Origin of the sequence: Flavobacterium panici (genome assembly GCF_024499525.1) — a bacterium.
GTDB lineage: Bacteria > Bacteroidota > Bacteroidia > Flavobacteriales > Flavobacteriaceae > Flavobacterium > Flavobacterium panici.
In genome coordinates this window covers 61,721-79,907 of the sequence record NZ_CP100437.1, presented here as the reverse complement: position 1 = coordinate 79,907, position 18,187 = coordinate 61,721, and the positions used below count along the sequence as shown (strand labels likewise).

The window sequence follows — 18,187 nt, the reverse complement described above, 5'->3', positions numbered from 1 at the left end:
CCCATCCCGAATCGTCGGGACGGGATTTGTTAATGCAAGTGAAACGCCTTTAACGCCATTTAAAAACTATGTTTTTATGTGTTTAAAATAATAACTATAAAAATTTCCAAAAACAAAAAACATGACTACAGATTTTAAACCCGTTTCTTCCTCAAAAATCAGCATTTCAGAATTAATGCTTCCGTCGCATACTAACTTTAGCGGTAAAATTCACGGGGGCTATATTTTACAGCTTCTGGATCAAATTGCATTTGCTTCGGCTTCAAAATTTAGCGGTAACTATTGCGTGACGGCTTCTGTTGATACAGTAAACTTTCTTAAACCAATAGAAGTTGGAGAATTAGTAACCATGAAAGCCTCTGTAAATTACGTGGGAAGAAGTTCGATGATCGTGGGCATTCGCGTTGAAGCAGAAAATATCCAAACCGGAGTAATCAAACATTGTAATTCCTCTTATTTTACAATGGTTGCCAAAGATAAAGAAGGTAAAAGTGTTCCCGTTCCGGGGCTTATATTATCTAATCTGGATGAAGTTAGACGTTTTAGAAAAGCAATCAAACATATCGAAGTTAGAAAAGAAGTAGAAGAACATGAAAAAGTTGCCAATATTAACTCAATCGAAGACTTGGCAAGCTTAGATAAATACAACGTGCTTTTAGAAATCAGCTAAATTTTTCTACCGATCAGATATCTCTCTGAGATATTTCTTTCGTATTTAGTTGTAATTTTTTCATTCAATGATTATATTAGTAATATAATATCTCGGAGAGATATCTCGTTGGTAGACGAAAAAATATGTACCAACACATTTTGTCCCGTAGGGACATCTCATTTTTATTAATCATTCATTAAATAAAGAAATCATGATAAAGTTTGGATATACAATTTTATACGTTGAAGACGTAGAAAAATCAATAGAGTTTTATGAAAATGTATTCGGGTTCGCAAGAAAATTTATAAGTCCGGATAATGATTATGGAGAATTAAATACCGGGGAAACCACCATTTCGTTTGCATCAAAAAAATTAGCATCACATAATTTAAGCGAAGGTTTTATAGAAAGCAGTTTAGAAGACAAACCTTTTGCAATAGAATTAGGTTTTATTACAGAAGATGTTGGTGACCTTGTTCAAAAAGCAACTTCGTTTGGAGCCGTTTTAGTTACAGAACCAAAGAAAAAACCGTGGGGACAAGTTGTGGCGTATGTTAGAGATACTGATGGTTTTTTATTGGAAATTTGTACGCCAATGCATGGATAAAATGTCATTAATAATAGCAGTATAGTCCCTACGGGACATTTGGGTCATTCGTTATTTTTTTTTCTACCGATATGTAATCTCTACGAGATATTCCGTTAGGAATTACATATCGGTAGAAAAAATTAAAATTTTCAAAAACGAATTTTGTTCAAATAGAATATTCACAAAAGAATATCTCGTAGAGATTACATATCGGTAGAAAAATCAAAATTTCCATCTCGTTTTGTCCCGTAGGGACTATACGACATTTATTATTCCGCTGTCAAAAAAAATATCTCGTAGAGATTACATATCGGTAGAAAAAAAATAAATTGTCTATCCCGTTTTTGTCCCGTAGGGACTATACGACATTTATTATTTCGCAGTCAAAAAAAAATATCTCGTAGAGATATCTCATCGGTAGAAAAAATAAAATTTCCGACCCCAATATTTGTCCCGTAGGGACATTTGATTTCACCTCAAACAAATTTCATTTCGCATTTATATCCACCATTTCGTACACCAAAATATTCACAAATATTTAGCACTAGTTCAAGAACTCCGCATCTTGAAATTTCGTAACTTTAAGTATAAACATTATGTTACAAATTTTTTCACGGAGTACTGCCGTTCTATTTTAAATAGAATGACATAATTGTTTAATTGATGACGATTATGAAAAGAACTACATTGCTTATTTTATTTTTTACTGCATTTTCATTACTTGCCCAAGACAAATTTAAAACCACTACGGCAGTTGTAAATTTCGAAGCTTCTGTTCCTTTTTTTGAAGAAGTAAAAGCAGTAAATAAACTCGGAACTATTATTCTCGAACCAGAGACAAGTACTTTAATCTGTACTGTTGTAATCAAAGATTTTCGGTTTAAAATGGATTTAATGGAAGAACATTTTAATGAAAATTATATTGAAAGCCATCGTTATCCAAAAGCAGTTTTTAAAGGTAAAGTTCAAAAATTTGATTTAAAAAACGTCGATGAAATTGAAAAGGAATATGACGTAAAAGGAAAACTTTACCTGCACGGAAAATCGAAAATCATTGAAATGAAAGCCTTAATAAAAAGAGTTCCGGACGGAATACAAATTTCGTGTAATTATCCAATTTCAGTTTCAGATTTTAATATAGAAATACCGAGTGTGGTTGCCAGCAAAATTTCAAAAACGGCCAATACAAATTTACTTGGAGTTGTAAAAAGTGAAGATATGAAGTATCTAACTTTGAAATGATTTTAGTGAATACTTGCTATAAGAGCTTTTTCTAAATCAGTAAACTGAAATTCAAATCCGGTTTTTTGTATTTTTTCTGATGAAACCCTTTGTCCGGTTAGGACCGCTTCGCTCATTTCTCCTAAAACAATTTTAAGAATAAAAGGAGGGATTTTAGGCAGCCAGATTGTATATCCGTATAATGAAGCCAATATTTTAGAAAACCTCGAATTTGTAGTGTTATCTGTCACAGCCGCATTATACGGGCCATGCATTTGGTCATCTGAAACTGCTTTGCAATAAATTCGAGATAAATCCTCGATATGAATCCAGGGTAAATATTGTTTTCCTGATCCTAAAACGGCACCAAAACCAGCTTTAAAATTAGGATTGACTTTTTTCAAAAATCCTTCATCTTTTCCCAATACAATTGCAGTTCTGATTTTTACGGTTCGAATGCCTAATGCTTCGATTTTATCAGCTGCATTTTCCCAAATTTGGCAGGTTGTGCCTAAAAAGTCATTGGCAGCAGGCGTTTCTTCAGTACAAATTTTATGACTGGTAACAGCGCCATAAATTCCCACTCCCGAAGCCGAAATAAAAGCATTAAGCTTTTTATTGTTTTTTTCTAAAACTGAAAAAATCAAATCAATTGGTTTTATGCGACTTTCCAGAATTGCTTTTTTTCTCTTTTCTGTCCATCTTTTTTCAACGATTCCTTCACCGGCAAGATGAATTATAAAATCAGCATTGAGAACGGCATTTTCATCGATATAATTTTTGTTCAAATCCCATTTGTAATACGTGATTTCAGCAGTGTTTTCTTTATGGGAACGGCTCAAAACAGACACAGAATATCCAGCTTGAATAAGAACATTTGTTAGATGTTTTCCAATGAATCCGCTTCCTCCGGTTAATAGAACATTTTGAGCCATAATAGTTTATAATATATTTAACAGTGCTTGCCGTTTAATCATTAGTAAAGGTACTTAAACAATGTTTACCTTTATGGCAAATTCTAAATTTTAAATAAAATGACGACTAAAAAGAAGGTAATTACCAAAGATGATATCGTTTCAAAATACATGGATGAAGTTTTAGAAAAAGGCCAAAAACCAAAATCAGTTTATCATTTTGCCAAAGAAAATGATTTTACCGAAGCGGAGTTTTATTCCTTTTTTGGAACATTAGAAGGTTTAGAAAAAGAAATATTCCGACTGTTTTTTGAAAACACAGTCAGCTTACTTCACAAAAACGAAGAATATCAGGAATATGACATGAAGAATAAAATGCTGAGTTTCTATTTTACCTTCTTCGAAATCTTAACCGCAAACAGAAGTTACGTTTTGCAATCACTTAAAATTGATAGAAATCCACTTAAAAACCTGGTTCAGTTAACTACACTTAGAAATAGTTTTAAAGAATACGTTTCAGAAATTCTGACTGATGATTATAGATTAGAATTAGAAAAACTGCAGAAATATCAGGAAAAAGCCATTCAGGAATCAGCATGGCTGCAATTAATGCTTACGATTAAATTCTGGATGGAAGATGAATCTGCTGCTTTTGAAAAAACAGACATCTTTATCGAAAAATCGGTTAATGCATCATTTGAATTAATGAATGTTGCACCAATGAATCATTTAATAGATTTTGGAAAATTTCTATTCAAAGAAAAAATATACAGCAAACAATGAAAACAATCGATTATATTCCAACTTCAAAAATAGAAAGAGCCGGAAAACTAGTTCAGACCGGCGCCAAAATCGGAGTAAATTATATAAAGCATTATGCTGAAAAAGTAGTAAATCCGGATTTAAGCCGCGATAAACTTAACGAAAATAACGCCGAAGATATTTACGACGGACTTAAAAGCTTAAAAGGAAGTGCCTTGAAAGTAGCACAGATGTTAAGCATGGACAAAAACTTTTTACCTCAGGCTTATGTGGAGAAATTCTCTTTGTCACAATTTTCAGTTCCGCCGCTTTCTGCACCTTTGGTTTTAAAAACTTTCAAGACTAATTTTGGTAAAACTCCATATGAAATTTTTGATGAGTTCAATGCAAATTCAGTAAATGCCGCAAGTATTGGTCAGGTTCATTTAGCTAAGAAAGATGATAAAAAACTGGCCGTTAAAATTCAATATCCAGGTGTTGCCAACAGTATTTCTTCTGATTTAGCTTTGGTAAAACCTATTGCAATCAGAATGTTTAATCTGCAGGGAAAAGATTCAGACAAATATTTTAAAGAAGTTGAAGATAAACTTATTGAAGAAACCAATTATTTGCTGGAATTAAAACAAAGTCAGGAAGTAGTTGAAGCCTGTAATAAAATTGAAAACATCATTTTTCCAAATTATTATCCAGAGTTTTCATCAGAGAAAATTATTACAATGGATTGGATGACAGGAATTCATCTTTCTGAATTCACGGCCAAAAATACAGATCAGGAAGTTGGCGATAAAGTAGGGCAGGCGCTTTGGGACTTTTACATGTACCAAATTCATGTTTTGCGAAAAGTACACGCAGATCCGCATCCGGGAAACTTTTTGGTTAATGATGAAAACCAATTAATTGCTTTAGATTTTGGTTGCATGAAACAAATTCCAGAAGAGTTTTACACACCCTATTTTGAGTTAATCAATAAAAATGTGATTACAGACGAGAAGCTTTTTAATAAAAAATTATTTGAATTAGAAATCCTTCGTCCAGACGATACTCCGGCAGAAGTGGAGTATTTCACCGATATGTTTCATGATTTATTATCACTTTTTACGAAACCTTTTCAAAATGAGACTTTTGATTTTGCCGATGAATCTTTCTTTAATGCGATTGCAGAATTAGGCAAACGTTTTTCTGAAGATACGAATTTGAAAAAAATGAACGGAAATCGTGGTTCTAAGCACTTTATTTACATGAACCGTACTTTCTTCGGACTTTATAATTTAATGTTCGATTTGAAAGCGAAAATTGTTGTGGAGAATTATTTGAAGTATTAAGTTGTGAAATTCCAAATTTTTTAAATTCCAAATTCCAATTTTATAGATATAAACCTTTGTCAAAGTTTTAAACTTTGACAAAGGTTTTTTTGTTTAGTTTGTCATCCTGACGAAGGAAGGATCTTCGTAAGTAGCTCTACAAAGATTGTCGATTTTGATAACGGACTTTCTTGCGAAGATTCCTCGTTCCTCGGAATGACAAGATTGTGGATAACCCTAAAATATTGGAATTTGGAATTTAAAAAATTTGGAATTTTATTTAATGATCCCCTTCTTATAAGTTGCAATCGCGCGATCCCTCGCAAAGGCATGATCCACCATAGGTTCACTATAACCAAAATCAAATTCAGGAATCCATTTGCGGATGTATTCGCCTTTTTCGTCAAATTTCTTTTGTTGGATTTCAGGATTAAAAACTCTGAAATACGGTGCGGCATCGCAGCCAGTTCCCGCGGCCCACTGCCAGTTTCCTACGTTTGAAGCGAGTTCGAAATCCAGTAATTTTTCGGCAAAATAAGCTTCGCCCCACTGCCAGTTAATCAATAAATGTTTGCATAAAAAACTGGCCACAACCATACGAACGCGATTGTGCATATAACCTGTTTCATTTAGTTGCCGCATTCCGGCATCGACCATTGGATATCCCGTTGTTCCGGAACACCAGCGTTTGAAATCTTCTTCATTATTGCGCCATTGAATTCCGTCGTAAGCTGGTTTGAAATTATGATTGACGCAATTGGGAAAGCTAAACAGAATCTGGATAAAGAATTCTCTCCAAATCAATTCACTTAAAAAAGTCTGATTTTTTCGATTTGCCCAGTTTACTAATTTCCGGATACTTACGGTTCCGAAACGTAAATGCGGCGAAAGGTAAGATGTACTGTCTAAAGCCGGAAAATCTCTTGTTTCTTTATAATTGCCAATTTGTGTTAAGTTGTGAGGGAGAACTTTTATAGAACTTCTTTCAAAACCAATTGCTGCTAATTCAGGAAATGGAAATTGATTTTTTGCAAAATTTGATTGAAATGGTTTCGAATCATATTCTGGAGCTGATCCTGACAAATGATATTTTTCAAGCCATTTATTTTTATAAGGAGTATAAACCGTATACGGAAGTCCGTCGGCTTTTGTGATTTCTTTTTCTTCGAAAATAGCATGATCTTTAAAAGAGAAACATTCAATATTATTTTCTTTTAGTAAGTTGCAAATTGCAGTATCGCGTTGGATCGCAAAAGGTTCATAATCTTTATTGAAAAATACGTTTTGAATATCAAATTCTTCTAAAAGTGATTTCCAAACGTCTTTTGTTTTTCCTTTTTTGATTAAAAACGAAGACTCAAAAGTGTTTAATTCGGTATTTATTTTTTGAAGTGAATCGTAAATGAAACTTACTCGTGCATCGTTTTTTGGAAGATTATCCAGAATATCATCATCAAAAATAAATAATGGAATTACAGGGAAACTGGATTGTAAAGCATGAAATAATCCGGTATTGTCTTCTAAACGTAAATCACGTCTAAACCAGAAAAAGGAAACTTTTTGTTTTGTCATTTTATAATTTTCGCTTGACGAATATTTTGTATTATGTGTGGTTTTTTAAACACATAGAAACATAGGTTTTATTTTTCTTGTGAAAGAATATGGAAAGAAACTAGTTTCTCACACATAGCTATGTTTGTTTATGCAAGTGAAACGCCTTTTCTACGCAATATAAACTATGTTTCTATGTGTTTAAATAAGATATTTATATACTTTTTTGCTCCGCGTTAATTTGTATAATCTTTGGCTGTGATTTTGAATTAAACAATTCTTCAATTTTATTGTAACGGAAATCAAAAATGGTTTTTAATTTATTCTTTACCACCAACCAATTCATAATTCTCCCTAAAATTCCAAGTGGGAGCGCATAATGAACAACGTCGGTCATTTTGGTTCCGCCGTCGGCTGTACGTTCAAAAAAGTGTTTGTGGTGCCATAATTTATAAGGGCCAAAACGCTGAACATCGATAAAATAGTTGTTTTCTTTGCAGGCTGTGATTTCTGTAACCCATGAAATTTTGATTCCTAAAAGCGGTCGCAAAGTATAAGTTATAATTTGCCCGTGATACATTCGCTTTTCGTCAAAATCCTTGATTTCAAAATTCATATTGTCGAGTGTAATAGTCTGCAGGTTTTTTGGACTAGAGAAAAAATCCCAGCAGTCTTCGACCTTGGCGTTTACATATTGTACGGTTGCTATCTTGTATAATTTCATCTTCAAACTAAATCAATGGTTACAAATGTTTCATTTGGAACACCCAAATAAGCTACATTTTATAATATTTTAAGGGTACAAACAACATTCCGAAACATTCTCCTTTTTCTTTATTTAGGTGTTTGTGATGTATTTTATGTGCCTTTCTGAGTCCGATAAGGTATTTGTTTTTGGTGTTTTTAAACCATTTAAAACGCTGATGAATCAATACATCGTGAATTAAAAAGTAACAGGCTCCGTAAAGCGTAACGCCGCAGGCAATGAAAAACAAATAATTGAACCCGCCCTGAACTCCAAAATAAAATAGGAGAATACTTGGGATCGCAAAAATGACAAAGAAAATGTCGTTGCGCTCAAAAGTATGCTCGTATTTTGGCTGATGATGGTCAGCATGAAAATACCACATAAAACCGTGCATTACATATTTGTGCGTAAGCCAGGTCACACATTCCATAAACAGAAAAACGCCTAAAAAGATTAAAAAAGAAATCATTTTATAAATGTTGTTATTAAAATTATGATTTAAAATCGTTTGAGTTTAGCTTTAGTTTATAAAAGATTGACTCTAAAGATTATTTTTTTTGTTTGTCATTTCGACCGAAGGGAGAAATCGTACTAGAAACTCCGCAATGTAATTAACCAATCTTTGTCGAATCCCGCGTGCGATTTCTCCCTTCGGTCGAAATGACAAAACTGAACGAATATTATACCAGCTTCAATTTATACGTCACAAACGACTGCGCTAAAAGCCCGGCTTTTGTATAATTTGAAACTCTGATTCTTGAATTTCCAATTTCATGAGACGGTGTGTTTTTTAGTTTTTTAAGCAATTTGCTGTAATAAACATATGCCGTATAAACGCCAAATTTGGCTTCGATTGGCAGTTTTACAATTCCCTGATAAGCAATGTGAAAATCTTCTTCAATTTCTTTAATGATCTGCGCTTTTGAATCTTCGTTGAAATTGTTGAGGTTAACACCAGGGAAATAAGTTCGGTTTAAGATGGTATTGTCATCTTTTAAATCTCTCAAAAAATTCACTTTCTGAAAGGCCGACCCTAATCGCATGGCTTCGCTTTTTAATTGTTGATATTTATGTTCTTTTCCTGATACAAAAACCTTTAAACACATTAAACCCACAACATCTGCAGAACCATAAATATAATCCGCATATTCGGCTTGTGTGTTATAAGTTGATTTTACAAGGTCGAGTTTCATGCTTTTTAAAAAAGCCTGAACCAGATCATCAGTAATATTATATTCTTTCACCGTATGCTGAAAAGAATTTAAAATAGGATTTAGGCTGATTCCTAATTCCATTGCTTTATAATATTCTTTTTCAAAATCGTCAATCAGGGCTTCTTTATCATAATCATGAAAAGAATCTACAATTTCGTCTGCAAAACGAACAAATCCATAAATGCTGTAAATAGCATCGCGAATGCTTGGTGACAGCATTTTTACAGCAAGTGAAAAAGAGGAACTATAGTTTTTGGTAACTAGTTTGCTGCATTTAAAAGAAACGGCGTCGAATAATGATTTCATTTTTTAAGATCTTAAAGATTTTTGAATTAATTCAGCGGCTAGTTTTCCTGAAATTAATGCAGGCGGAACACCAGGGCCGGGAACGGTCAATTGTCCTGTGAAATATAAGTTACGTACTTTTTTGCTTTTTAGTTTTGGGCGCAAAAATGCAGTTTGCAATAATGTATTAGCCATTCCGTAAGCATTTCCTTTAAAAGCGTTGTAATCTGCTTCAAAATCGTTTTTACAAAATGATTCCTTAAATATAATGTTATTTCTGATTTCTTGTTGTGTAAGTAGCTCAAAACGAGTAATTATCTTTTCGAAATATGTTTCTCTTAGTGTTTCGTTATCTTCAATTCCAGGTGCAAGCGGAATTAAGAAAAATCCCGTTTCCATTCCGTCAGGAGCTGCGGTCAGATCTGTTTTAGACGGGAAGTTGGCATAAAATAACGGAGCTTCCGGCCATTTTGGATTATCATAAATATCAGCTGCATGCTGATTAAAGTCGACATCAAAAAATAAGGCATGATGCGAAATATTTTCAATTTTCTTATTGAAACCCACAAAAAACAGGAGAGAAGAGGGTGCAAAAATTCGGCTTTCCCAGTATTTTTGAGAATAAACCTGATATTTTTTTTCCAGTAAAGTTTCGGTATGCTGATAATCGGCACCACTTAAAATAATATCGGCTTTTATAATTTCGCCGTTGATAACAATTCCCGCTGCAGTTTTATTTTCAACGATTATTTTTTCAATAGGAGAATTTGTTTGGATAGTAACACCAAGTTCTATAGCTAATTTTTCGATTCCTCGAATAACATCAAACATTCCGGTTTTAGGATGCCAGGTTCCGAGTCCGAAATCGGCATAATTCATAAAATTGTAAAATGAAGGCGTTTTAGTTGGTTTTGCGCCGAGGAATAAAACAGGAAATTCGAGAATTTGAATCAGCCTTTCATTTTTAAATTTCCTGCGAATATCTGAGCTGACATTGCTAAAAAACTGATTGAGCTTTAATGCTGTTTCTTTTGTAATTAATTCAAGTGGAGAAATTCCGGGACGATAAACCAAATCTTTTATGGCAATATCATAATTACTTTTGGCTTGATTAATAAAGATTTCCAGCTGGCTGCCGCTTCCTTTTTCAATTTCTTCAAATGTGGCTTTAATCTCTTCTAAATTGTCATAAATGCTGATAAAATCATTTATTCCAAAATAAACACGATAGGCAGGATTTAGCTTTATAAGCTCGTAATAATCTGATGGTTTTTTATTGAAGTCATTAAAAAAGCGTTCAAAAACATCAGGCATCCAATACCAGCTTGGTCCCATATCAAATGTAAAACCCTCTTTTTTGAATTGTCTTGCACGACCTCCAATCGTTGGATTTTTTTCATAAATAGTGACCTTGTTTCCTTGTTTTGCCAAGTAACATGAAGCGGCTAACGAAGAAAAGCCCGAACCTATAATTGCAATAGTTTTTGTCATTTTTGTTTAACAAATATACAAAAACTTTAAACGAAAATTTTATATAGTTTCCATTGTTTCTTCCATCGAATCAAAAATACGGATTCGTTCCGGCAGGTTTTTTTGATCAATATGTTCAACCATTTTACCCATAAGCCAGATTTCATTATTTTTTTGCAGCAGTTTTTGCCCCATTGACTTGACATACTGGTTAATAACGCCGCGATCAGGCTGTATTGTCATGAAGGAAACAAAAGTGATGTTTTCAAAATGTTTGGTTAAATCCTGTAGGTTTTCAATTGGCATACTTTCGCCTAAATAAATGGTTTTGTAGCCTTTAGATAAAATTTCATATTGAAGATATAGCAATCCTATTTGATGAATTTCATTTAATGGAAGGGAAAGAACAAAGATTCGGTCTGTTTTTGTTGGTTTTTGAATCTGAAGGCTTTCAGTATAAATTAAGATTTTCTGTTTGATCAAATGACTCATAAAATGTTCATTTGCAGGTGTAATTGTTTCTGACTGCCACAATAATCCCAATTCTTTCAATAAGGGTAAAAAATGGTCTTTAAAAACTTCTTTGAATGTTTTTTCAGAAATAAGCCAGTCAAACGTGTTGAAAAACAGCTCCTGATCAAAATTCATCATCGCCATTTTGAAAGATGTAATGGCGTAGTTTTGAGAATTTTTCTTCGAAATAATTTCACGGACCAACTGCGGAATTTTTTCTTCAGGATAAGTTGCTATTTTAGAAATTTTATAGCCGTATTCGTGTAATAATGTGATGTTAAGAAGTTTCTGTAGATTTTGCAGATTATAAAGCCTGATATTGGTATCAGTACGCATTGGCTCCAAAATATTATACCTTTTTTCCCAAATGCGAATCGTGTGTGCTTTTATTCCGGATAAATTCTCAAGATCTTTTATACTGAAAACAGTTTTTATATTGTTTACCATTTGATACGATTATGTAAACAAAAGTAAAATAAAATCTCAAAAAACCTTAAAAACTAGATAAAAATGATTCTTTATGAGAAGTTTGTAGTATCAAACTGATTTAATTTGTCTAAATGTAAAATCGTTTTAGTATTATCTTTGCTTCGGTTGTACATAATTTGGAATTTTGCACCGTAAATAATTTCGTTAAAAGTATACGAAGTTCGGGCTGCCACGGTATTGCTAAACATATCATCAAAAGTGGTGATGAAAACTAAAATCTCTCCATGTGTGTTTTTAAAATCTTCTTCGGTAAAATTATACAAAGGGCTGTTCTCATCAATGGGATGAACTAATGTCCAGCTCAGCGAGAGTGCATTTATACGATCTATTTCGAGGTTAAGAGTATAGAATTTATTTACTCGCTGACCGTTTTCTTCAATGCTCATACCTAAAGTAACTTTTGCCACTGCATCTGTAAAATTGGTGTTTTTAAAAGGAACAAGCCTTATCATTAAGCCTTTGCCTTCTCCGTAAGGAGAAATTAAGGCATTGTGCGAAAATTTTAAAAAGGCAGTTGGTTTGCTGAATCTTCCAAAGAATAAACCAGTTGCAATGGCAAAACTCAGCAAACCAATTAAAGCCTCGGCTGCAGACAAAGCACTTGTCAGGAATCCGGTTGGGCTGATATGTCCGTAACCAACCGTTGTAAAAGTCTGTGCACTAAAAAAATAAGCCTGACCAAACTGCGTTAAAAGACTTCCTGATGGTGAAATTCCGTCCAGATGTTCAACACCGATGGCATAATAAATAACTGCAAAAATAAAATTGATTATAATATAGAAAGAAAATAAAATAAACATGAATTTCCAGTTGGGCATATCGATCATGGTGTGGTACCAGCTTATTCGGCGAAGCAGGTTCATACCTCTTTTTTCGATATTGGGAGTTCCGTTTTTATTTACAAATCTTCCGCCGTAGCTTCCGGCATTCGTGCCAAATCCTGAATTTTTATCTGTTTGAAGGTTATTAATTTTTCTTAAAAGTGACATGCAGTTTTTTACTGTTATTGTTTGATTACCTTTTTGGTGCTGTATCCATTTTCATTGGAAATCGAAATATAGTAAATTCCTTTTGGATACAAACTCCAATCCGCTTTTATTGTATTAGAATCTTGTTTGGATTCATACAATAAACGTCCCAGCACATCATACACTTTGTAATTTAAAATAGGTTTGCTCGCCTGAATGGTTAATGTGTTTTTTACGGGATTTGGATATAAAACCGCATTTTTCAATTCAACACTTTCAGGAACAGATAAATTATTATCTGATGCTGCAATCCAGCTTGACGCCAGCGCATTGTCAAGATCAGTGCTGGAAAGCTGTAAATAACTTCCGTTTCCATCTGCATTTGGCCACGGAGATACATTTGTATATTCTACTGAATCGATTGTGTTTCCAAAACCATCTGCTAAAATTATTTTTTGTGAGGTATTGGATAAGTTACGGGAGAACTGCCCAAAAGCGGTTACTCCATATTTAGATTCAAAAGTAGTTTTATTGCTTGTGATATAAATACCCTGATTTGCCGCTAATGTTGCATTGGCAGGAAATTGATACGATAGACCCAATTCGCTTAAATAAATACCGGTTAAATTAACGGATGTGTTTCCTGTATTTCTAATTTCTATAAACTCCAGATCATTACTGGTTGGAAAAGTTGCCGAAACGCCTGGATTGTAATTTATTTTTGTGATAACAAGCGAAGGAGTTTCGATATTGCTGCAACTGCTAAAACTTCCTAATTGTCCTGTTATCCATGAAATTCTATTGGATAAAAATGATTTTAGATTATTGATTTCAAGTGCATCGTTTGGAATTGTTCCCCATTTTTGATTTTCTCTCACTTTTGCTTCGCTGATATAATTTACAGTTTCGTCTATAAACTGAGTAAGGCTGTTGTAGTTTAAAGGTTTTCCTTGCAATGTCAATTCATTCCATCTTTTAGTGAAATAACATTTAAATGTAGTGTCAGTAAATAAATCTCTCCAAAATCTGGCGCCTTCATTGTCTCCGTTTGAAAATTGCCAAACATCGTATTTGCTTCTGTCATATCCCCAGCTAAACAAATCGTTTCCGTATGTTAGATTAAAATCCCAAATAGGACCGGCGCGCAGTTTTCCTTCTTTATCTTTATGGAAATAAGTGCTGTATTGATAACTGTCAACATTTGAAGCTAATTCGGCCAAAATCATATAATCAACAAAAGAAGGAACATCAATAATAGATGAATATCCTGCTGCTAAATCAGAATTATGTGCGCCGGCTGTAATTTCCAGATTTTTAAACTGGTTTTTTATATAATCATTTTGTTCAATAGTTGTGTTTTCCGGTTTTGGCAATTCATGAATAAAATCTACAGAAGAACCGTTGTAAGAAGACATCGTCCAGGCAACCGGATCTCCGCCAGTTGTTTTATCGGCTTTTGTAATATAACCTCCGCTTACATTTGGAAGTGTATTATCAGTATCGGCCATTTTAATAACGTTTACTCTGTTAACGTTTGATTTTACTTTTTCCTGTAAAATGTATAATCCTTTATATTCATTGTTGATTACTACTTCGCAGTAAACAGTTCGCGTAGCATAATCGCCAATTTGTCTGGATAAATTATACGAAATATAATCACGAATACAAGAAGGATCAAAAGCTAGTGAATTTAAAATCCAGTCATTTTCTACCGGCATTCCCAGTAAACTGACATTGTTATTGCTTGTATTATTTGCTTTTAAAGTGGTAAAGCCATACGGTTTTTTAGGAAGTGATTGTGAAGAGGATCCTCTCAGTTCAATGCCAATTCTTCCGTTATAATTTAAATAAGCGGCAGTATTACTATCGGTTAAATAATTTCGGGTTCCGTCTGGTCTTTTAATGATTTTCATCGTTGCCAAAACTTTTGGATCATCGGGAATTTCAATTGGCTGATTCGTGTTCGGATCTATGTCTGTATTAATAATGACAATAGGTAAATTACTGTCTGTAAAGGTTTGTGATTTTACATTGGCTGTAAACAGAAAAACCAATATGAAAAGGGTATAAGGAGTGTAAGTTTTTGAAAAGTAGTGTTTTATCATGGTTAGGTTAGTTTTGTAACAAATGTAACAACTAACCAGATTATTAAAAAACGGACACTATTTTTTTATGAATAAGGTATAAAAAGCAATCTGCAAAGGCATTATTTTGCAGATTACTTTTTGTTAACACAAATTTGATTTATTATTTACAAAAAGTGCTTTTGTTTTTTATAGCACTTTGACTTCCTAATTCGATTGCTTTTAAGAAATCTTTGCAGGATTTGGCTTTGTCTCCAATTTTATTGTAAGCTAAACCTCGTAAATTGTAAGCAACATAATCTCTTGGGTTTAAACCAAGTGATGATGTGCAGTCTTCAATGGCTTCTTTAAATTTTGACAGTTTGAAGTTTACGTTTGCACGGCCCGTAAAAGCATCGGCATTCATATTATCAAGTTCAATGGTTTTGCTAAAGTCGGTCATTGCGCCTTGTAGGTCATTCAATTGGTATTTTGCAACGCCGCGATTTTGATACGCTTCAACAAATTTAGAATTTTTGCCAATCGCTTTTGTGTAATCAGTAATTGCGCTTTTGTAATTTCCGTTTGCAGCTTTGTTAAAAGCTCTGTTAAAATAAATTTCTGCGGTTTGTGACCACGACGAAAAGCTTATCATAATAAATGATAATAATAGTAGGTTTTTCATAAAACTAATTTGGGATTAGCAGGTTAATTATTCTTCAAACGAATTTAGCAAAGTTTTGTTTTTGTGAAAGAATTCTTTTGTAAAATAATTACTAATTATGAATTGTATTTTGGATAATGTTTATTTCTTCTCAATTCCTATTAAATACAATACCACTCCAGGACCGGATTTTACCCGGTTAATCTGCCAGTTATAAGATTCTGTATTATGTAGTCCATTTACAAGATTATTCATTTCTTGGACAGAATAAGTTCTTAATGAAGAAACAATACCATCCCATAAAACAAAAAGTGGAACTATAGGAATTAAATAAGTAAAAATAATTCGGCCAATTTTAAAAGGCCTGATAAATGGGGTAGTCAATAAAACGCTAATTGGAGAAAAAATCATGGCGACAATACTGGCAAAACTTCTTTCCTGAACTTCAAAAATGGCGATTGGAGATTTAGCATCTACTGCATTTTGTAAAATCTGTTTGGCATCGTTTGGGTTAAAATGATGTAAGGAAAGAAACTGAGTTCTAAGTCCATTTAATTCTGCGGGAACATTTCGTGCATCTACAGAATGGCTTATATATTCAAAATTATCAGCTTGTTTTTTAGTGTATTCAAAAGCAGGGATATTTGGATAATAATCGGTCAGAATGATTTTTAAGTTTGGAATTTCTTTTTTTAATTCATTGTTTAACCAAATAAGTCCTCCGCCTCCGCCAGAAGCCAGATCAATAATTGTTGCTGCATTATTGGTTTTTAGAATATTTACAAGCAAAGGAACAACAGGTTTGTACATTCCGGTTTTGTTTGACAGGAATTGCAAAAAGTCGGTTATGTAATTTCTTAAAAAAACAGGAAACCATTTTTGATCTTCAAATTCAAATAAATGTATTCTTGCCATACGTTTATCTTTTTAGTCAATATTTTGGAGAAATTTAGTTTGTAATTCATGATGAATTTACAAAAAAGATTAGAAATGATATGTTTAAATTTTTGGATTTAAAGTTAAGATTAAAAAAAAGCGCAAAGATTTCTTTGCGCCTTTAATTTTAGTTTATTATTCATACCATTGAAGCCATGGTTTTGCCTGATCAAAAGTATCAATACCTACTTGTTTATCGTTTATATATACTCTAATATCGGTAATAGAACCCATAGTGCCTATGTTTTTTATATAAAAAGTTTTTAGCCTATTTATTCCCGATGGCATTTTGTAAGTTTTATTGGCCACATAGAATTGTCCGTTTTTAATATGAATTCTAATAGTTTTCTCTCTATCAAAAGTATTTGGATTATTATTATAGTCAATATAAGTATTTGCTCTATTTTTATAAGTTTCACCTGAGTTATTTGTGAATATTTCTTTATACGCTGAATTCATCGGAACAATACAGCTCATGTATTGATTTTTGCCTCCATATGCACCATTCCATAATTGCAATTCAATTCCTTTTTCTGTATCAATAGGATAAGGTACATTTTTGCTTGATTCTATTTTTACTCTTATTTCAAAAGTCAAATCTCCATCTACATCAATTCCGTCATTATTAGCAGGTACAAAATAACTCAAACTCATTGTAGGATTATTATATTGATCAAAATATGGATTTATCAAATCATTATTCCAGTTAAACTTTCCATTACTAATAAAAGGATTTACTTGACCTTTTGTAAATTTTATATTATCTCCTGAATTACTTATATCCTTAGTAAAGGTGATAAAAGGTAATGTTTCTTCTTTATAAGATAATGGATTATTTTTCTCTACTACGAATACATCAGAACTTAAAACTTCTTCTATTTTTCTGTAAGTAGCCCAAATATATCCTTTTTCACCCCATGTTGGTCCCCAAGAATTAATAAGTCTAAATGCTTGTTTTTGATTGTCATAACCAGTTAAAACAACGGCATGGCTTGCATATGAACTTGAAGTGTTTTTATCCCACAATCTTATAGATTTAGCTTTGAAATCGTTATCAATAACTAGTCCTAACATTACTGGTTTTCCATTTGCTATTTGTCTTTTTATATCTTCCAGTGAAGGTATGCCGCCTTCGGGCGATGATAATCTGTAGTAATCATTTACTCTGTTTTTGTATGCATTTTTTTCCTGTGTGAGAGTAGGAAGAATACCGCAAGGTCCATATTCCATATCAGCATAGCTAGGTGTTCCTTCTGTTTTTACAGCATCTAAAGCCTCAATAAAATATAATTGACCATCACAATTGTCTCTGGACTTATATTTTTCATATAAATAATCCCCACTTGCATAAGCATTATAATTTGGACTTCCATCAGCTAATGTTTTTGATTCATTATTTAAAATAGTAAGAGCATGTGCAATTGAATAAGCAACACATGAGCCTTTGAATCCTTGATTAAGAGCAGCAGGCAGCTCAGGAAGTACATATTGAGCAGGAAGTGCTTCCTTACCAAAGAGACTTGATGTTTTTTTTAATTCTTTAATGTTTGCCAGCTGCTCAGGAGTAGACGGAATATACCCCGTTCCTCTTTCTTCTTCAATTAAAGAACTGTCATTTTTTGCATTTAACGGAAGTTCATCTTTTTGACAAGAATTAATCAATAATAAGGCGCAAAATGATCCTGCTAATTTTAAAAATTTTGTTTTCATAAAAAGGTTTTATTTAATTTGACTAGCAGCTAATATAGTAATTACCTTGTTATTTAATTATTAAAATGTAATATTTAACTTATAAAAATATATAAATCATTAAAGAAGATATATCTTAAAAAAAACATGCTCTTTGA

At 32.8% G+C, this 18,187-nt stretch carries 17 protein-coding genes; 5 read left to right on the top strand and 12 right to left on the bottom strand.

The features are described 5' to 3' along the window. The first annotated feature begins 121 nt into the window (after window positions 1–121). The 3 genes from NLJ00_RS00400 to NLJ00_RS00390 all read left to right on the top strand — a co-directional run bounded on the left by NLJ00_RS00400 (window position 122) and on the right by NLJ00_RS00390 (window position 2,483). Window positions 122–670 carry an acyl-CoA thioesterase gene (locus tag NLJ00_RS00400; RefSeq protein WP_053474302.1) on the top strand — a complete coding sequence of 183 codons (549 nt, stop codon included), beginning with the start codon at window positions 122–124 and terminating at the stop codon, window positions 668–670. Window positions 671–863: 193 nt separating this feature from the next. Beyond that, a complete protein-coding gene (locus tag NLJ00_RS00395) occupies window positions 864–1,259 on the top strand; it encodes a VOC family protein (protein WP_053474301.1) in 396 nt (131 codons plus the stop codon). A gap of 654 nt (window positions 1,260–1,913) precedes the next feature. Next, complete coding sequence (locus tag NLJ00_RS00390) at window positions 1,914–2,483, top strand: YceI family protein (RefSeq protein ID WP_256635873.1); 570 nt, start codon at window positions 1,914–1,916, stop codon at window positions 2,481–2,483. Window positions 2,484–2,485: 2 nt separating this feature from the next. Here NLJ00_RS00390 and NLJ00_RS00385 read toward each other — a convergent pair whose 3' ends face one another. Continuing rightward, window positions 2,486–3,397: a TIGR01777 family oxidoreductase gene (locus tag NLJ00_RS00385; protein WP_256635872.1), complete on the bottom strand. Its 912-nt coding sequence runs from the start codon at window positions 3,395–3,397 to the stop codon at window positions 2,486–2,488. A gap of 99 nt (window positions 3,398–3,496) precedes the next feature. Here NLJ00_RS00385 and NLJ00_RS00380 point away from each other — a divergent pair, with 99 nt between their 5' ends. Both NLJ00_RS00380 and NLJ00_RS00375 read left to right on the top strand, forming a co-directional pair. Continuing rightward, window positions 3,497–4,159, top strand: coding sequence for a TetR family transcriptional regulator C-terminal domain-containing protein (locus tag NLJ00_RS00380; RefSeq protein WP_256635871.1), 663 nt, complete (start codon window positions 3,497–3,499; stop codon window positions 4,157–4,159). Further along, complete coding sequence (locus NLJ00_RS00375; protein WP_256635870.1) at window positions 4,156–5,460, top strand: ABC1 kinase family protein; 1,305 nt, start codon at window positions 4,156–4,158, stop codon at window positions 5,458–5,460. Before NLJ00_RS00380 ends, NLJ00_RS00375 begins: the two co-directional genes overlap by 4 nt. A 255-nt stretch (window positions 5,461–5,715) precedes the next feature. On the opposite strand, the gene NLJ00_RS00370 is transcribed toward NLJ00_RS00375, so the two are convergent. From NLJ00_RS00370 to NLJ00_RS00320, 11 genes are all read right to left on the bottom strand, one after another. Beyond that, window positions 5,716–7,011 (bottom strand): cryptochrome/photolyase family protein, encoded by a 1,296-nt coding sequence (locus NLJ00_RS00370; protein WP_256635869.1) that lies wholly within the window; start codon window positions 7,009–7,011, stop codon window positions 5,716–5,718. A 193-nt stretch (window positions 7,012–7,204) separates the two neighbouring features. After that, window positions 7,205–7,714 carry an SRPBCC family protein gene (locus NLJ00_RS00365; RefSeq protein WP_053474295.1) on the bottom strand — a complete coding sequence of 170 codons (510 nt, stop codon included), beginning with the start codon at window positions 7,712–7,714 and terminating at the stop codon, window positions 7,205–7,207. Window positions 7,715–7,766: 52 nt separating this feature from the next. Continuing rightward, entirely contained in the window at window positions 7,767–8,207 is a 441-nt protein-coding gene (locus NLJ00_RS00360; protein ID WP_180859856.1) for a sterol desaturase family protein, read from the bottom strand. Window positions 8,208–8,418: 211 nt separating this feature from the next. Further along, window positions 8,419–9,258, bottom strand: a complete 840-nt coding sequence (locus NLJ00_RS00355) for a phytoene/squalene synthase family protein (RefSeq protein ID WP_053474293.1) — start codon at window positions 9,256–9,258, stop codon at window positions 8,419–8,421. 3 nt (window positions 9,259–9,261) lie between these two features. Further along, a complete protein-coding gene (locus NLJ00_RS00350) occupies window positions 9,262–10,728 on the bottom strand; it encodes a phytoene desaturase family protein (RefSeq protein ID WP_256635868.1) in 1,467 nt (488 codons plus the stop codon). Between the two features lie 39 nt (window positions 10,729–10,767). Continuing rightward, a complete protein-coding gene (locus NLJ00_RS00345; protein ID WP_256635867.1) occupies window positions 10,768–11,667 on the bottom strand; it encodes a MerR family transcriptional regulator in 900 nt (299 codons plus the stop codon). Window positions 11,668–11,738: 71 nt separating this feature from the next. Beyond that, window positions 11,739–12,698, bottom strand: coding sequence for an ion channel (locus tag NLJ00_RS00340; RefSeq protein ID WP_256635866.1), 960 nt, complete (start codon window positions 12,696–12,698; stop codon window positions 11,739–11,741). Between the two features lie 14 nt (window positions 12,699–12,712). Next, window positions 12,713–14,782, bottom strand: coding sequence for a CotH kinase family protein (locus tag NLJ00_RS00335; protein WP_256635865.1), 2,070 nt, complete (start codon window positions 14,780–14,782; stop codon window positions 12,713–12,715). A gap of 142 nt (window positions 14,783–14,924) precedes the next feature. Beyond that, entirely contained in the window at window positions 14,925–15,425 is a 501-nt protein-coding gene (locus tag NLJ00_RS00330; RefSeq protein WP_053474288.1) for a tetratricopeptide repeat protein, read from the bottom strand. Window positions 15,426–15,545: 120 nt separating this feature from the next. Further along, a complete protein-coding gene (locus tag NLJ00_RS00325; protein WP_256635864.1) occupies window positions 15,546–16,319 on the bottom strand; it encodes a hypothetical protein in 774 nt (257 codons plus the stop codon). Window positions 16,320–16,475: 156 nt separating this feature from the next. After that, on the bottom strand, window positions 16,476–18,050 hold the full coding sequence (locus NLJ00_RS00320; RefSeq protein WP_256635863.1) for a C1 family peptidase: 1,575 nt from the start codon (window positions 18,048–18,050) through the stop codon (window positions 16,476–16,478). Window positions 18,051–18,187 lie beyond the last annotated feature (137 nt).